This window comes from Streptomyces sp. NPDC006326 (assembly GCF_040612915.1).
Taxonomy (GTDB): domain Bacteria; phylum Actinomycetota; class Actinomycetes; order Streptomycetales; family Streptomycetaceae; genus Streptomyces.
This window is the reverse complement of sequence record NZ_JBEXRC010000004.1, coordinates 219,339-235,806: the sequence shown is the minus strand read 5'-3', so window position 1 is coordinate 235,806 and position 16,468 is coordinate 219,339. Positions and strand designations below refer to the sequence as shown.

Annotated in this window: 12 protein-coding genes; 8 read left to right on the top strand and 4 right to left on the bottom strand. The window is 73.3% G+C overall.

The features are described from left to right. Positions 1–74: 74 nt before the first annotated feature. On the top strand, positions 75–1,472 hold the full coding sequence (locus tag ABZ128_RS05425) for a hypothetical protein (RefSeq protein ID WP_356846170.1): 1,398 nt from the start codon (positions 75–77) through the stop codon (positions 1,470–1,472). A gap of 72 nt (positions 1,473–1,544) precedes the next feature. Here the strand turns inward: ABZ128_RS05425 and ABZ128_RS05420 are convergent, their stop codons facing one another. Together ABZ128_RS05420 and ABZ128_RS05415 are read right to left on the bottom strand one after the other, a co-directional pair. Continuing rightward, positions 1,545–3,389, bottom strand: a complete 1,845-nt coding sequence (locus ABZ128_RS05420) for a serine/threonine-protein kinase (protein ID WP_356846169.1) — start codon at positions 3,387–3,389, stop codon at positions 1,545–1,547. An 82-nt stretch (positions 3,390–3,471) separates the two neighbouring features. Then, positions 3,472–4,062 (bottom strand): isochorismatase family protein, encoded by a 591-nt coding sequence (locus ABZ128_RS05415; RefSeq protein WP_356846168.1) that lies wholly within the window; start codon positions 4,060–4,062, stop codon positions 3,472–3,474. Positions 4,063–4,223: 161 nt separating this feature from the next. Between ABZ128_RS05415 and ABZ128_RS05410 the strand changes: the two genes are divergently transcribed. The 7 genes from ABZ128_RS05410 (at position 4,224) to ABZ128_RS05380 (ending at position 13,670) form a co-directional block, all read left to right on the top strand. After that, positions 4,224–5,246, top strand: coding sequence for a DJ-1/PfpI family protein (locus ABZ128_RS05410; RefSeq protein WP_356846167.1), 1,023 nt, complete (start codon positions 4,224–4,226; stop codon positions 5,244–5,246). A 118-nt stretch (positions 5,247–5,364) separates the two neighbouring features. Then, positions 5,365–6,096 (top strand): SDR family oxidoreductase, encoded by a 732-nt coding sequence (locus ABZ128_RS05405; protein ID WP_356846166.1) that lies wholly within the window; start codon positions 5,365–5,367, stop codon positions 6,094–6,096. Between the two features lie 231 nt (positions 6,097–6,327). After that, a complete protein-coding gene (locus ABZ128_RS05400) occupies positions 6,328–6,981 on the top strand; it encodes a maleylpyruvate isomerase N-terminal domain-containing protein (RefSeq protein ID WP_356846165.1) in 654 nt (217 codons plus the stop codon). Between the two features lie 435 nt (positions 6,982–7,416). Next, positions 7,417–7,635 carry a hypothetical protein gene (locus ABZ128_RS05395; protein ID WP_356846164.1) on the top strand — a complete coding sequence of 73 codons (219 nt, stop codon included), beginning with the start codon at positions 7,417–7,419 and terminating at the stop codon, positions 7,633–7,635. 95 nt (positions 7,636–7,730) lie between these two features. After that, positions 7,731–8,537 (top strand): HlyD family efflux transporter periplasmic adaptor subunit, encoded by an 807-nt coding sequence (locus ABZ128_RS05390; protein ID WP_356846163.1) that lies wholly within the window; start codon positions 7,731–7,733, stop codon positions 8,535–8,537. 107 nt (positions 8,538–8,644) lie between these two features. Beyond that, positions 8,645–10,762, top strand: coding sequence for an NHLP family bacteriocin export ABC transporter peptidase/permease/ATPase subunit (locus ABZ128_RS05385; RefSeq protein ID WP_356846194.1), 2,118 nt, complete (start codon positions 8,645–8,647; stop codon positions 10,760–10,762). 1 nt (position 10,763) lies between these two features. Further along, a complete protein-coding gene (locus ABZ128_RS05380; protein ID WP_356846162.1) occupies positions 10,764–13,670 on the top strand; it encodes an NHLP bacteriocin export ABC transporter permease/ATPase subunit in 2,907 nt (968 codons plus the stop codon). Between the two features lie 53 nt (positions 13,671–13,723). On the opposite strand, the gene ABZ128_RS05375 is transcribed toward ABZ128_RS05380, so the two are convergent. Both ABZ128_RS05375 and ABZ128_RS05370 read right to left on the bottom strand, forming a co-directional pair. Beyond that, positions 13,724–15,127: an aminobutyraldehyde dehydrogenase gene (locus ABZ128_RS05375; protein ID WP_356846161.1), complete on the bottom strand. Its 1,404-nt coding sequence runs from the start codon at positions 15,125–15,127 to the stop codon at positions 13,724–13,726. Further along, complete coding sequence (locus ABZ128_RS05370; protein ID WP_356846160.1) at positions 15,120–16,436, bottom strand: NAD(P)/FAD-dependent oxidoreductase; 1,317 nt, start codon at positions 16,434–16,436, stop codon at positions 15,120–15,122. The genes ABZ128_RS05375 and ABZ128_RS05370 overlap by 8 nt, the downstream gene beginning before the upstream one ends. Positions 16,437–16,468: the final 32 nt, after the last annotated feature.

Genomic DNA, 16,468 nt, shown 5'->3' with positions numbered 1-16,468 from the left:
TGCGCCTGGCATGATCGGTCTTCACGTTACTTGTCAGTAGCGTAACTTCCCCCCAACCAGAAGGTCTTACGTACGTGCCCAAGCTCGCCAGACGCCTCCTGCTCACCGGCTTCACCACGCTGGCACTCACCGCCACCGGCTGCTCCTCGGCCACGCACACCGGAGCCGCCGACCCCGCAAGCACCGCCACCCTCGCGTCCGCAGCCGACGGGACGCAGCAGCTGGACGTGGCCGCGGCGCCGCAGGGCGCGCCCGCGCCGACGGCCGTGGCCCGCGTCGGAGCCGGGAAGGGTGCCCCCGAGAAGTCCTCGCTGAAGGTCGCCTCCTACGATCAGGCGACCGGACGGGCCGTCATATCGACGGCCCCGCAGGGTACTTCGCCGGGCTCGCCCTCACCGAGCCACTCCCCCACGGCCGACAAGCCCGTCGCCGTCGGCGACGTCATCGCCAGCGCTCCGGCGCCCGGCGCCCCCAACGGCCTCCTCGCGAAGGTCACCGAGGTCGGCCGCAAGACCGATCGCGGCACCGAGGTCAAGACCGCTTCCACCACGCTGGCCTCCGTCCTCAACGACGACAAGGCCGACGGGAAGGTCCCGGTGGACCCGGCGTCGGTCACGGTCGAGCCCCTGATGAAGGGCGTCACCTTCTCCTGGGCCAAGAGCCAGGGCGTGCGGTTCGGCCCCGAGGGGGCGAAGCTGCCCCTGGGCAACCTGCGGCTCGATGTGGACGCCCCCGTCGACACCGCCCCCGGCGCCCCCGTCTCGGCCGGCGCCTCGGTCTCCGGATTCGTCCAGCTCGCCCCCACCGTGGAGTTCTCCTACGACGGGTCGGGCGGCTCCGGACCGCGCTCCGCCTTCCTCGGCATGAGCGGTGACTGGTCCTCGCAGTGGAGCCTGAAGGGCCACGCCGCCGCGAGCACGGGTACCCCCAAGCGCATCCCGTTCGCCAAGCTGCACAGCGCTCCGGTCATCCAGGTAGGACCGGTCCCGGTCGTCGTCAACCTCGACCTGACCTGCTACGTCCAGGTGGAGGCCGACGGGCGCGTCACCCTCGAAGTCCGCCAGGACGTCAAGGGCGACTTCCGCGTCGGCGGCAGCTACGCGACGGGCAAGGGCTGGACCCCGGTCAGCACCTCCAACGTCCAGAGCTCGCCGGTGAAGGCCGAAGTCACCGCCGCCGGACGGGTCAAGGGCGCCATCGGCGCCGAGGCCTCCGTCGGCCTGTACGGGGCCGTGGGCGTCTCCGCGGACTTCGCCCCCTACCTGCGCGGCGAGGCCGACGCCAAGGCGTCGGCGTCCACCGACGGCAAGACCTCGGTGAGCGGTGCGTGGGCGCTGTACGGCGGCTTCGACCTGAGCGGCCAGCTGCACCTCCAGCTGTCCCTGTTCGGCACGCCGATCTTCGAGCGCCGCATCCCGCTGGGCGCCCTCAACCGCGAGTGGCCGCTCGCCGGGGGCAAGACCGGCAGCTAGCACCTGAGCAGCCGGCCGCACACCGGTGCGGCAACCGCCCCGCGATCCCTGCCCGGGATCGCGGGGCACCCGTCAGGGGATCCGCCACTGCTGGCGCTTGTCCCCCGGGGCGCAGGCGATCACCGTCAGCTGCTTGCCCGCGCCGTTGTCGGTCAGGCAGCCGCCCTGGAAGGCGATGTCCTTGATGTAGTAGGCACCCGCCGTGGGGGCCTCCTCCAGGTTCCACCACAGCCCCCCGCTGTAGACATCGGCCAGTTCGACGCGGACGGTGTCGCCGAACTGCGTCAGCGCCCGGTTGAGCGCGGGGCCCTGCGAACCACAGGCCCTGAAGCTGTCGTAGTTGGACTTCTCGTGCACCCACCCGTAGGCCGTGGTCCCGCCCATGACGACCTTGGCGCCCGGCTGCGGGCCGGCGGTGGCCAGACCGATCCTCAGCCCGTCGCCGACGTTGGTGATGGCGCCCCAGGAACGGCCGCCGCAGCCCTGCGGCGGCGTGGATCCACTGCCGCTGCCCGACCCCGAGCCGGACCCGCCGCCTCCGGCCGCGGCCCCGCCTCCGGCCGCCGCTCCGCCGTTCGGCCCCTGGCCGGTCCGGCCGTCGCCGGACGCACCGCCCTGGGCGCTCTGCGGCGGGTTCACCGCCGAACCGCCGCCACCGGCGCCCGCGGCGGCAGCCCCGGCAGCGGCCTGCTCCGGCGGAGTCTGGCCGGGCGGCAGAACGGCGGCGCCGGAGGGGCCGGCCGCCGCACTGCCCGAGGGGGACGCGCCCGGGCCCTGGCTCCCGGCTCCGGCCGCCGGCGCGGACACCGATGCGGGCGGGCGTTGATCCGGTCCCTGCGCATCGGAGGCCCGGGCCCTGGGGTCGATGTGGAACACCGTGACGCCCACCGTCACGGTGACCGCCACCACGACGACGGCCGGCACGGCGAAGCCGCCGGGGATGCGCAGCCGCTCCCACCACTTCCGCTCCACGGACGCGGCCCCCGCGGGCGGCACGGCGGGCCCGGGGCCGGGCACGCCGCCGGGTGCGTCGAGCTCGCCCAAGGGCTCGCCGGCCGCCGCCCGGCGGGCCGCCGCCGCCATCACCGACGCGTCGGCGTACCGTTCCTCGGGCCTCTTGGCGAGGGCCCGGGCGACGAAGGCGCGTACCGGGCCGGGGAACGCGGCCGGCAGCTCCGGGGCGGGTTCCCTGATGTGCTTCAGGGCGATCTCGATCACCGAGTCGCCGGTGAACGGCGTTTCCCCGGTGAGCATCTCGTAGCAGACGACACCCATGGAGTAGAGGTCGGACGCGGCCACGGCGCCGAGCCCCTCCGCCTGCTCGGGAGCCATGTACAGGGCCGTGCCGAGGACCGCGTGGGAGTCGGTGATCGCGGTACTCGCCGCGCTGGAGCGGGCGATGCCGAAATCGGTGACCGTCACCCGGCCGTCACCGCCGAGCATCAGGTTCGACGGCTTGATGTCGCGGTGGGTGACGCCCCGCAGGTGCGCGGTGTGCAGGGCGTCCAGGGCCTGGGCGACGATGTCCAGGGCCTGCGCGGCGGGGAGCGGTCCGGCCTGGGCGCGGACCTCGTTCAGCGTCCGTCCCTCGACGAGTTCCATCACGATGTAGGCGACGCGTTCGCCCGATTCGATCCGGGTCTCGCCGTAGTCGTGCACGTCGACGATGCCCGGGTGGCCGAGCGAGGCCAGAACCGTGGCCTCGCGGCGGAACCGGGCGGCGAAGGCCTGGTCGTCGAGCAGCGCGGGCAGCAGGACCTTGACGGCGACCTGCCGCCTGAGCACCCCGTCGTCCGCGCGCCACACCTCGCCCATGCCCCCGCCGCCGATGCGTTCGGCCAGCGTGTACCGGTCCCCAAGGACCGTCCCCCGTCCCCACATGTGCGTTCCCCCGCCGTCCGGCCTGCTGGTGGTCACCCCAAAGGCTTTCCGGCAGAGGGTACTTGGGGTGTGCAGGATCACCCAGCCCGCTGTCCGTCTCGCGCCGCTCCCCGGGTACTCACCTCAGGGAGGAGGCGGACGGGACGACGACCCCGTAGAGGTCGCCGACCGTCGCGAGCGCGCCGTGGTGCAGCTGTTCGGCGGACAGGTCGGCGACCGCCGTCCGAAGGGGCCGGGTGGCACAGGCGTCGGCGACCACGGTGGGGCGGTTGCCGCGCAGGAACGCGCCCGACGCGGTGAAGGCCACGCACATGTGGGTCATGAATCCGGCGATGACGAGGTCCTGGTTCCCGGCGGCGTCCACGTGGTCGCCCAGGTCGGTGTCGACGAAACCGTTCGGAACGGTCTTGACGACGACCGCTTCACCGTCGACGGGCGCCACACGGGGATGGATCTGCCCGATCTCGGCGCGGATGTCGTACGGGGTGCCCTCGCCGCCGTCGTTGATCACGTGGATCACCTTCGCGCCGGCCTCCCTGGCCTGGGCCAGCAGCGCGGCGGCGGCGTCGAGGGCGGCCTCCCAGCCCGTCAGCTCCATCACGCCGCGCGTGTAGGTGTTCTGGTAGTCGATCAGGACCAGGGTCGCCGTCGCCAGTGAGGCCGGGGTCTGATCGAAGCCGTTGAGCTCGCGCAGGGTCGTCGCAGACATGGATGTGCCCTCTTGTTCGGGTTCGGTATCGGAAGGTTCGGCCGCCGGCGCCGGCTCGGCTCGCACCCCACGCTACGATTCGCCCCACGCGGCGGCAATGTCATGCAACTTGCAGATCCGGACATCGGCACGGCCTCGCCGCCGAGCGGACGGAGTCCCCTGTGAGCAGCAGCACCGGCATCAGACGCTTCGTCGTCGTCATCGTCTTCGACGGCGTCGACCTGCTGGACGTCACCGGCCCCCCGGAGGTGTTCGCCCTGCTGCAGCGGGAGGTGGACGGCACGACGGGCTACGACGTCGTGCTGGCCGCCGAGATCATGGACCCCGTCACCACCTCCGCCGGGGTCCGCATCCTTCCCGACACGACCTTCCAGGACGTGTCCACGAGGAAGATCGACACGCTCCTGGTTCCCGGCGCGGTCGAGGTCGACGACCACCGCCGGGTGCTCGCCCTTACCGATCCCGCCGTGGTCGGCTGGGTGAAGACGCTCGCCGGCAGGGCGCGGCGCGTCGCCTCGGTCTGCGTGGGGGCCCACCTCCTCGCGGCCGCCGGGCTGCTGGACGGCAAGCGTGCGACGACCCACTGGTCGACCGCGCAGCAACTGGCCGCCGATCACCCGTCGGTGGAGGTCGACGCCGATCCGATCTTCATCCGTGACCACGAGGTGTGGACCGGTGCCGGCATCAGCGCCTGCCTCGACCTGTCGCTCGCCCTCGTGGCCGAAGACTTCGGGGAGGCGGCCGCCCTCCGCGTGGCCCGTCAGCTCGTGATGTACCTGAAACGGCCGGGCGGACAGAGCCAGTTCAGCGTCCCGCTCGCGCCGGTCTCGACCACGCGGCGCATCGACGACCTGCGCCACCACATCACGCGCCACATCGCCGAACCCCTCACCCTCGCCGACCTCGCCGCGCACGCCCACGTGAGCGAACGGCAGCTCACCCGGATCTTCAAGACCGAACTCGGCATGACCCCGGCCGCCTACGTCGAAACGGCCCGCGTCGAAGTGGCGCGCAACCGGCTGGAGTCCACCGACGACTCCCTCGAACGCGTCGCGAGGACCTGCGGCTTCAACACGACGGACACGCTGATCCGCGCCTTCCGTCGCACGCTCGACGCCACACCGACGGAGTACCGCAACCGCTTCCGGTACGCCGCCCGGAGCACCCCGCCGGCCCGCCCCTGAGCACCACCACGGATGGCAACCGCTGCTGCCGTCCCGCCCGAGCGCCAGGTCGCATTCCTGCCAGCACCGGCGACCGCCCTGGCATTTCATTGAACTCGCAACCACGCGAGGAGGGCGTATGAACGGCAAGACGGTTCTGGTGACGGGCGGCAGCCGGGGCATCGGCGCGGCGATCGCGGTACGGCTGGCCGGGGCGGGGGCCGACGTGGCCATCACCTACACCGCCGACGAGACGGCGGCGAAGGAGGTGGTGGCCGCGATCGAGGCGACCGGGAGCCGGGGCTTCGCCGTCAGGGCCGACGCCGGGGACGCCGGTGACGCGGCGGGTGCCGTGGACTGGGCGGCGCAGACCCTCGGCCGGCTCGACGTGCTGGTCAACAACGCGGGGGTCGGGGTCCTGGGCCCGCTCGACGCGCTCACCCCGGCCGACGTCGACCGGGTGCTCGCGGTGAACGTGCGGGGCGCCTTCCTCGCCGCGCAGGCCGCTGCGGGCCGGATGGGCGAAGGCGGCCGGATCATCACGATCGGCACCTGCATGACCCAGCGGGTACCGGGCCCGGGCGGCACGCTCTACACGATGAGCAAGTCCGCCCTCACCGGGCTCACCAAGGCACTCGCCCGCGAGCTCGGCGGACGCGGCATCACCGCCAACATCGTCCACCCGGGACCGGTCGACACCGACATGAACCCGGCCGACGGGCCCTACGCGGGACCGCAGGCGGCGATGACCGCCCTCGGCCGGTTCGGACGGCCGGAGGAGATCGCGGCCATGGTCGCCTTCCTCGCGAGCGAGCAGGCGGCCTACATCACCGGGGCCGAGTTCTCCGTCGACGGCGGCCACGCCGCCTGACCGGCGCCGCCACCGCACCCCGGGCGGTTCGCCTCCGCCCCGACGACGGCTCCGGCCGCGGGCCCTTGGGAGCCGCGGCCGGAGCCGTCGTCACAGCCGGACCGGCCCCCTTCTGCGACAGGGCCGCGGGGGGCCCGCCGTACGACCGGGGGCGATCTCCGGCTCGGACGAGCCGGCACGGGTGTCCGAAAACGCCCGGGCCGCACTGGACGCAGCTGCTAGCTTGCGGCCGTGGACCTCTTCTCCCGCTCTTGGACGGCGCTGCGCACCGCGGTCGCCGGGCTCTCGGACGAGGACTTCGCGCGGCCGTCCGGCTGCGCCGGCTGGCTCGTGCGGGACCTCGTGTGCCACCTGGTCATCGACGCCCAGGACGTCCTGATCACCCTCGCCACCCCCGCGGAAGCCGAACCGACCCGCGACGCGGTGACCTACTGGAACCTCGTCGAGGCGCCGGCCGGCGACGACCCGCTCGACGCGCTGACGGTCCGCCTCGCCGCCGCGTACGAAGACCCGCGGCTGCTCACGTTCCACCTCGACGACGTCGGCTCCGCCGCCGGCCGCGCCGCCGAGCTCGCGGATCCCGGACTCCGGGTCAGCACCCGCGGCCAGGTGCTCACTGCGGGCGACTACCTCCACGCGTACGTCCTGGAGTGGACGCTGCACCACCTCGACCTGATCGCCCACCTCCCGGACGGCGCGGAACCGCCCGCCGACGCCCTCGCCGAGTCGCGCGCGATGCTGGAGCGGATCGCCGGCGCGGCCTTCCCCCCGGCCTTCTCCGACCAGGACGCGCTGCTGATCGGCACCGGGCGGCGCGCTCCGAGCGGAGCGGAGCGGGCCGCGCTGGGCGGGCTGGCCGAGAAGCTCCCCCTCGTCCTCGGCTGACCGGCCCACGGCCCCTTCCCCGCCGCTCGAACCGCCCCTCGACGGGTGTCGTCGCGCTCGGCGTCCGATACGCACCGTAACGGTTTCATCGCCGTGAGGTGCTCCAGCGAATCTTCACATGTGTGAGTAACGAGCGCCTTCGACGGGGCGCCGCCCTTCGGAATGCCGGGAACGCCCCCTTCGATTACTGGCGGTATGTCCCACTTCCTCCCGCCGTCGTCGCGGAGGACGGGGATCCGTTACTCGATCTTGTGGAGACGTTGCACTGATCCGGAAAATGAATCCGGAGATCTGTCGATCGTGTGGTCACCGGGCACCCTTCGAGGCGTCAACACAATTGGCCGGGCCACCTGTTCGCGTGCTTACATCTGCCCACTGCCGCGGCCTGGCCGTGGCAGGTGAGAAGCAGTCAGACGAATGAAGGGTGCGCAAGAAATGCGTAACGACATCGAGACCCGCGAGATCGCCGACACCGAGCTGGACGCCGTTTCCGGCGGTCTCGGCATTTCCGGTGGTCTCGCCGGCGCCGTGCTCGGCGACGTCTACAACGTCGTGAACACCGTGACCTCCCTGGACACGGTCCACGCCGCCACGGCCCTCCCGGGCCAGGTCACCGGCATCGCCGGCGTTCGGGTCGGCGTCGCCGGTCTCTGAGCAACGACACGTCGTCGCCCGTGAACCCCGGAACGCAGCCATCGTTCCGGGGTTCTCGGCTGCCCCTGCCGCAATTGCAGTAAAGGAATGGTTCCGTGCAGTTCCGCCAAAAGGCGCTTTCCAAGCTGCAATCGCCCGAAGAACTCGATCTGCCCGTCCGCTTCGCCCGCCCGCAAGGCCGGCTCGTCCTGGCCGTCACCGTCACCGTCATGGCTCTCTCCTGCTTCTGGGCATTCACCGGAACCGTGTCCGCAAAGCTGAGCGCACCGGGCATTCTCACCCATGCCGAAGGCAGTTACCTCCTGCAAAGCCCGTTCGCGGGCCAGGTCACCGAAGTCCTCGCCAAGGAGGGCCAGTTGCTGGCGCAGGACGCCCCCCTGGTCCGGGTCGCCACCGACCGGGGCGCCCAGGTGGTGCGCATGGTGGCCGGCGGCCGGGTGACCGCGCTGGTCGCCAAGACGGGTTCGGTGCTCACGACCGGCGCGGACGTGGCCACCGTGGAACGGGTGAAGAACCCGGACGAGCCGCTCATGGCCGTGCTCTACGTCGCCGGCGCCGGCGCCGGAACCGTCCCCGTGGGCGCTGCGGTCGACCTCACCGTCCAGACCGTCCCCCAGCAGCGGTTCGGCGTGCTGCGCGGCCGCGTCAAGGCCGTCGGCAGGGCCCCTCAGACCGGGGCGCAGCTCACCGGTTTCCTCGGCGACAGCCGGCTCGCCGCGCAGTTCACCCGGCAGGGCAATCCCGTCGCGGTGCTCGTCGAGCTGGAACGCTCCTCCGCGACCCGGTCCGGCTACCGGTGGTCCTCCTCGGACGGGCCCCCGTACGCCGTCGACTCCGCGACTGCGGTCACCGGATCCGTTCACCTTCCCGCACAGCGCCCCGTCGACTGGCTGCTGCCGTGAGCGCCCCGCAGCAGGAGGCCGCCGGGCGCCGCGCCTCGCGCCGGCGGCCCGCGCCCGCTCCCAAGGGCCGCACGCCCCGCCGTGTCCGCACCCCCTCCGTCCTGCAGATGGAGGCCGTGGAGTGCGGAGCCGCCGCGCTGGCCATGGTCCTCGGCCACCACGGCCGCTTCGTCCCGCTGGAAGAGCTGCGCATCGCCTGCGGCGTCTCCCGCGACGGGTCCCGCGCCGGCAACATCCTCAAGGCGGCCCGCGGATACCGGCTGGCGGCCAAGGGCATGCAGATGGACCTGGCCGCGCTCGCCGGGATGCGCCCCCCGGCCATCCTCTTCTGGGAGTTCAACCACTACGTCGTCTACGAGGGGATGGGCCGGCGCTTCGGCCGCAGGGGCGCCTGCATCAACGACCCGGCCAAGGGCCGGCGTTTCGTGCCCATGGACGAGTTCGACACCAGCTTCACCGGCGTCGTGCTCACCTTCGAGCCCGACGCCGGCTTCCGCCGCACCGGTCGCAAGCCCGGCGTCATGGGCGGTGTCCCGGCCCGGTTGCGGGGCACCTCGGGCACCATGCTCGCGGCCGTGCTCTCCAGCCTGCTGCTGGTGGTCGTCGGCGCGGCGGTGCCCGCGCTGAGCCGTACGTACATCGACATGTTCCTGATCGGGGAACAGACGTCCCTGCTCGGCGTGCTCTTCGCGTCGATGGCGGCGGCCCTGGTGCTCACGGCGGTGCTCACCGCACTGCAGCAGGCCAACCTGCTGCGGGGGCGCATCATCTCCTCCACCCTGGGCAGTGCCCGCTTCCTGCGGCACCTGCTCAGGCTTCCCGTGGCCTTCTTCTCCCAGCGCAACCCCGCCGACCTGGTCCAGCGCCTGCAGTCCAACGACGCCGTCGCCGAGACGCTGGCCAGGGACCTCGCCGCCGCCGGGGTGGACGCGGTGGTCGTCGTCCTCTACGCGGTGCTGCTGTGGACGTACGACCCGCAACTCACCCTCGTCGGCATCGGCATCGCGCTGCTCAACGTGGTGGCGATGCGGATCGCGGTCCACGTACGGGCCACCGGCACGCAGAAGCTGCGCGCCGAGAACGCCCGGCTCACCAACACCTCCTACAGCGGTCTCCAGCTCATCGAGACGATGAAGGCCACCGGCGGGGAGAACGGCTTCTTCCGGCGCTGGGCCGGCCGCCACGCGGTCACCCTCGACGTGCAGCAGCGGCTCGGCGTGCCCAGTGCGTGGCTGGCGATCACCGCTCCCACGCTGGCCGCGCTGAACAGCGCCCTGATCCTCATGATCGGCGGACTGCGGGCCGTGGAGGGGCACCTGTCGGTCGGTCTGCTGGTGGCCTTCCAGGCCCTGGTGACGAGCTTCACCGCGCCCATCACCCGGCTGAACGGCGTGGCCGGGCGGATCCAGGACTTCGCGGCCGACGTCGCCCGCCTCAAGGACGTCGAGGACTTCCCCGTGGATCCGCTCTACTCGCGGCGCGAGCCCCCGGCCGGCACCCGCCGCCTCAAGGGCCATGTGGAGCTCGACGGCATCACCTTCGGCTACAGCCCCCTGGACACCCCGCTGCTGAAGGACTTCTCCCTCTCGGTGGGTCCCGGGCAGCAGGTCGCGCTCGTCGGCGGCTCGGGCAGCGGCAAGTCCACCGTCTCCCGGCTGATATCCGGCCTCTACACCCCCTGGGAAGGCACCATCCGCATCGACGGGATGCGCCTCGCGGACATCCCGCGCGGCGCGCTGGCGGCCTCCGTGTCCTTCGTCGACCAGGACGTCTTCCTCTTCGAGGGCACCGTGCGCGACAACGTCGCGCTGTGGGACCCCTCCGTACCGGACGAGGCCGTCGTCGCCGCGCTGGAGGACGCCGCCGTGTACGAGGTGGTCGCGCGCCGCCCCGGCGGCATCCACAGCCGGGTCGAGCAGGACGGCCGCAACTTCTCCGGCGGCCAGCGCCAGCGCCTGGAGATCGCCCGGGCGCTGGTGCGCCGCCCCAGCGTCCTGGTCCTCGACGAGGTGACCAGCGCCCTGGACGCGGCGACCGAACAGATCGTCATGGACAGCCTGCGGCGGCGCGGGTGCGCCTGCGTGGTCATCGCCCACCGGCTGAGCACCGTGCGCGACAGCGACGAGATCGTCGTGCTCGACCGCGGCACCGTCGTCGAACGCGGGCGGCACGAGCACCTGCTCGCCGCGCAGGGCGCGTACGCCCAACTGGTCAAGGAGCACTGAGGTGACGTTCCCGCACCCCGCAACGGCCACCGGCACCCGGCCCGGACCGGCCCCCGACCCGGTCGTGTCGGCCCTCGGCGCACTGGGCTCGGCCGTCGACTGCACGGGCGTGCGCAGCCTGTCCCTGGAGGGCCCCCTCGTGCTGTGGCTCGTCGTGGAGGGCGAGCTGGACCTGTTCGCCGTCGACGCCGCGCAGGCGGGGAACTGGCACTTCCTGGGCCGGCTCGGGGCGGGCACCCTGCTGCTGGGGCCGGCCGAGGGCCCCGGGCACACCCTGGTCGGCCGGCCCCTGCACGGCTGCCGGCTGCACCGCATCGAGCTGCGCGAGCTGCACCGCCCGCCGTACGCAAACCAGTGGGCCGGGGAGCAGTGGCCCGGCGAGCCGTGGACGGGCGGGGAGTACGCCGGGCAGTACGGCGCCGCCGCCTCCCTGAGTCCCCTGGAGTACGCCTTCACGCTCGGCATCGGCCGCGGCCTGCGCGTGCTCTACCAGGCACCGCTGGAGAGCCGGGCGACCACCGGCCGGGGCGGGGCCGACGACGACGACATCCTGTGGATGCCGATCCCTCCGGGCAGCGTGCAGTACGGCGCCGCGTACGAGGGGTACGAGGGGTACGACACCGCCGGCGCCCTCCTCCTCGACGCAGCGGTCTGGCAGGGCATGGTCGACCAGCAGTACCGGCTGCTGTACGCCCTGGACGACTGGATCGAGCAGCTGGAGCGCGCCCACGAGGACCGTACGGCGGCCGGTATCGAGGCCGGGGAGGCCGCCCGCACCCAGGCGGACCGCGCCCTGCTGGCGTCCATCGGCCGCTCCGGCCGGCGGCCCCGGCGCGGCGCGAGCGACGACGCGGTGTTCGCCGTGTGCCGCCTGGTGGCCGCGGAAGCCGGGATCGCGCTGTCCGAACGGGGTGAGGTGGGCGCCGCCGCCTCCGGGCGGGTCGATCCCGTCGAACGCATCGCGCTCGCCTCGCGCATCCGGACCCGCACCGTCAAGCTGGGCGGGCGCTGGTGGCGGGAGGACAGCGGGCCCCTGGTGGGTCTGCGCGAGGCGGACGGGACGCCGGTGGCCCTGCTGTGGCGGCGCGGCGGATACGAGGCCGTCGACCCCGCCTCAGGCACCCGCGAGCGCGTGGACAAGGACAACGAGGCCGCCCTCGAACCGCGTGCCGTCATGTTCTACCGTCCGCTGCCCGACGGTGCTCCGGGCCTGCTGCGGCTGTTGCGCTTCAGCGTGCGCGGTACCGGGAAGGAGTGGCGCAGCCTCCTCCTGGGCGGGCTGGTCGCGGTGGGCCTGGGCGCGCTCGTCCCCATCGCGACGGGCAAGGTGCTCGGTGCGTACGTGCCGCGCGCCGAGAACGGCCTCATCGTCCAGACCGCCCTGGCCCTCATCGCGAGCAGCGTCGTCTCGGCGGCCTTCCTGCTGCTGCAGAACCTCGCCATCCTGCGCATGGAGGGCCGGGTCGAGGCCGCCTTGCAGCCGGCGGTGTGGGACCGGCTGCTGCGGCTGCCGGTGACCTTCTTCGCCGGCCGCTCCACCGGCGAACTGGCGGGCGCGGCCCTGGGCATCAGCTCCATCCGCAGCCTGCTGTCCGGCATCGGCTCGGTGTCCGTGCAGGCGAGCACCGTCGCCTTGATGAACCTCGTCCTGCTGCTCGTCTACAGCGTGCCGCTGGCGATGGCGGCGCTCGCCATGCTGATCGTGGTCGCCGCGGTCTTCCTGGGCCTGGGGCTGTGGCAGCTGCGCTACCAGCGGCAGTTGATCACGCTCGGCCACAGGCTGGACAACCAGGCGTTCCAGACCCTGCGCGGGCTGCCCAAGCTGCGCGTGGCGGCGGCCGAGAGCTTCGCCTACGCCGCGTGGGCCAGGGAGTTCGCCCGCACCCGTGAGCTGCAGCAGCGCATCGGCCGGCTCAAGAACGTCGTGACGGTCCTCAACGCGGTCTGTCTGCCGCTGTGCACGCTCGTGATGTTCATGCTGCTGGCCGGTCCGGCCAGGGGCAGCATGTCCGCCGGTGAGTTCCTCACCTTCAGCACCGCCGTGACGATGATGCTGTCCGCCGTCACCCAGTTGACGGGCGTGCTCCTCTCGGCCGCCGCGGTGCAGCCGATGTTCGAGCAGATCAAACCGATTCTCCATGCGGCCCCGGAGGTCCGCGGGTCCCGTGCGCAGCCGGGTGTGCTGAGCGGGTCCCTGGAGGCGAAGGGCCTGTCCTACCGGTACGCGGACGACGGCCCGCTCGTCCTCGACGACGTGTCGTTCCGGGTGGCAGCGGGTGAGTTCGTGGCGATCGTCGGCGCCAGCGGCTGCGGGAAGTCCACCCTGCTGCGGCTGCTCATCGGCTTCGACGAGCCGTCCGCCGGCAGTGTGCTCTACGACGGCCAGGACCTGGCGGCCCTCGACCAGGCGGCCGTCCGCCGCCAGTGCGGGGTGGTCCTGCAGAACGCGCAGCCCTTCTCGGGTTCGATCCTCGACTGCATCAGCGGCGCGGAGACGTACACGCCGGAGGAGGTGTGGGAGGCCGCCGCGATGGCCGGCCTGGCCGAGGACGTCAAGGCCATGCCCATGGGCCTGCACACGATGCTGTCCGACGGCGGCGGCACCGTCTCGGGCGGTCAGCGCCAGCGGCTGATGATCGCCCAGGCCCTCATCCGCAAGCCGGGCATCGTCTTCCTGGACGAGGCCACCAGCGCACTGGACAACGAAGCCCAGCACGTGGTGATCGAGTCCACCCGGGCCCTGCGCTGCACCCGCATCGTGATCGCCCACCGGCTGTCCACCGTCATGGACGCCGACCGGGTGATCGTCATGGCGGACGGCCGGATCGTCCAGCAGGGGCCGCCCGCGGAACTGCTCGCCGACACGGGCGGCCTCTTCCACGAGCTGGTCCGCCGCCAGATCGGCTGAGGCGGCGCAGGCCGCCGCGGCCGTGCCGGGTTGCGCCGGCGTCGTACGGGGCGTCACAGCATGACGTGTTTGACCTGGGTGTAGTCCAGCAGGCCGGACAGCGAGAGGTCGCTGCCGTAGCCGGAGTGCTTGACCCCGCCGTGGGGCATCTCGGAGACCGTGGTGCCGTGCGTGTTGACCCAGACGATGCCGGTGTGCAGGGCCCGCGTCGCGCGCATGGCGCGGTCGTGGTCCCTGGTCCACACGCTCGCCGCGAGGCCGAAGCGGACGCCGTTGGCCAGGTGCAGCGCCTCGGCCTCGTCGGTGAAGGGCTGCACGGTCACGACGGGCCCGAAGACCTCCTCCTGCACGATCTCGTCTTCCTGGCGGACGCCCGCGACGACGGTGGGCGCGTGGAAGAAACCGGGGCGCGGGAGCCGGGTGCCGCCGGTGGTGATCCCGGCGTGCGCGGGCAGCCGCCCCAGCAGGGCCTGGACCGAGGCGAGCCGGGCCGCGCTGTTGAGGGGACCGAAGGCGGCCCCGCGGTTCGGGGGCGAGGCGGCAGCGGCGGTGAAGGCGGCGAGGAAGGCGTCGTGCACCCGGTGGTGGACCAGGAGCCGGGTGGGCGCGGTGCAGTCCTGGCCGGCGTTGTAGTAGGCGACTTCGGCGAGCGCCGCGGCGGTGGCGTCGATGTCCGCGTCCTCGTGGACGATGACGGGGGCGTTGCCGCCGAGCTCCAGGTGGACCCGCTTGAGGCCGGCCGCCGCGGCCGCCGCGAGCTCCTGGCCGGCCCGTACGCTGCCGGTCAGCGCGATCAGGGCGACGTCGGGGTGGGCGGTGAGCGCCCGGCCGGTGTCGCGGTCGCCGCAGACGACGTTGAGCACGCCCGGCGGGAGGTGCGCGGCGGCGATCCGGGCCAGGAGGACGGACGAGGAGGGGGTGGTGTCCGCAGGTTTGAGGACGGCGGTGTTCCCGGCGGCGAGGGCGGGCGCGATCTTCCAGGCCGCCATCATCAGGGGGTAGTTCCAGGGGGTGATCTGGGCGCAGACGCCGACCGGCTCGCGGCGCAGCAGGGAGGTGCGGCCCTCGGTGTACTCGGCCGCGGCCGCTCCCGGCAGGTTGCGGGCGGCTCCGGCGAAGAACCGCACGGTGTCGGTGATCGCGGGCAGTTCCTCGTTCCGGAACCGCTCCGGCGGCTTGCCCGTGTCCGCCGTCTCGGCGGCCGTCAGCTCGTCCGCGTACGCCTCGATCGCGTCGGCGATGCCGAGCAGGGCCCGTTGCCGGGTGGCGGGGGTCGTGGTCGACCAGGTGGCGAAGGCCGCTGCCGCCGCCACGCACGCGGCGTCCGTGTCGGCGCGGCCGGAGCGGGGGGCGTGGCCGTGGACCAGGCCGGTGGCGGGGGCGACCAGTGCCGTGGTCGCGCCCGAGGCGGCGGGGCGGTCGGTGCCGCCGATGTGGTTGTGGAGGGTGTCAGCCACGGCTCAGCGCCTCCCGGGCGGCGTCGCGTCCGGTGCGTACGGCGCCCTCCATGTACCCGGCCACCCACTGGTCGGATCCGCAGACGTAGAAGGGGGGTTCGTGGGTGCCGTGCAGGGGGCCGACGGCCATGACGTCGCCGGGCGTCCACTGGGTGACGTACCCCTGGGTCCACGGGTCGGTGCCCCACAGCCGCAGGTACGTGGCGAGCGGGTGGTGCGCCTCGTCGCCGTACAGGCGGGCGATCTCGGCGAGCAGTTCGGGGGTGCGCAGCGCGGCGGGGGCCGCGAGGAGGACGCCGTAGCGTTCCGGCGGGACCAGGGCGGAGAGGATGCCCTCGCTCTGCGGCCAGGTGCTGCCGAGGACGCCCTCGCATTCGGAGAGCCCGCTGAGGCCGCGCTCGCGCCAGAAAGGTGCGTCGTACACGGCGACGAACTTGGCGGCGAGGGCGTGGCGTTGGCGGTGCAGCGAGGCGAGGCGCTCGTCACGGACGCCGGTGACGGCGACGGAGCGGAGCGGGCCCGCGGGGAGGGCGCTGACCACGGCCCCCGCGGTGAGGGTTTCGCCGCCCGCCAGGCGTACGGAGCAGCCGCGGGGGCCGCGGACGGCGACGGCTTCGACCGGCGCCCCCGTACGGATGCGCCCGGCGAGGCCCTCGGCCATGCGCAGGGCCACCGTGGCCGACCCCTCGGCGACGCGCAGGCCCTCCCACGCCTCGTAGTCGTACGGGACGGGGCCGGGCACGGCGGCGTGCTTGCGCAGGGCGGCGAGCAGCGAGGTGCGTTCGCAGGAACCGTCGGCGAGGGCGAGCCGGCCGATCTCCCAGAGGCGTACGACGGCCGCGGTCGCCCCCCGGGAGCGCAGCCAGGCGCCGACGGAGAGCCGGTCGAGGGCCGCGGCGTCGGGGTGGGACCACGGATCGCCGGGGTCGACGGTCCGGGCGAGGGAGGCGAAGGCGGCGGTGGCCTGCCGGTGGACGGCGTCGTCGCCGGGGCCGAACCAGTGGGGCGGGTCGCCGGCGCGGACGCCTTCGGGGGTGGCCCGGGCGAGGGCGCCCGGCTCGGCGACGTAGCTGGGGACGAGGGTGAGGTCCAGTTCCGCGGCCAGGGCGGTGTAGGCGGTGTGCGCCCGGCCGACGACCTCGCCGCCGAGCTGGACGAGCCGCCCGTCGGCGAGTCCGGTCTGCTCCACGCGTCCGCCGACCCGGTCCCGGGCCTCGACGACGAGGACGTCGGCCCCGCCCGCGGCGAGGTCGCGTGCGGCGGCGAGACCGGCGAGTCCGGCGCCGAGCACGATGACGTCATGGTTCATGGGGGTGTTCCTCCGGTCGGTGCCAGGGGCGG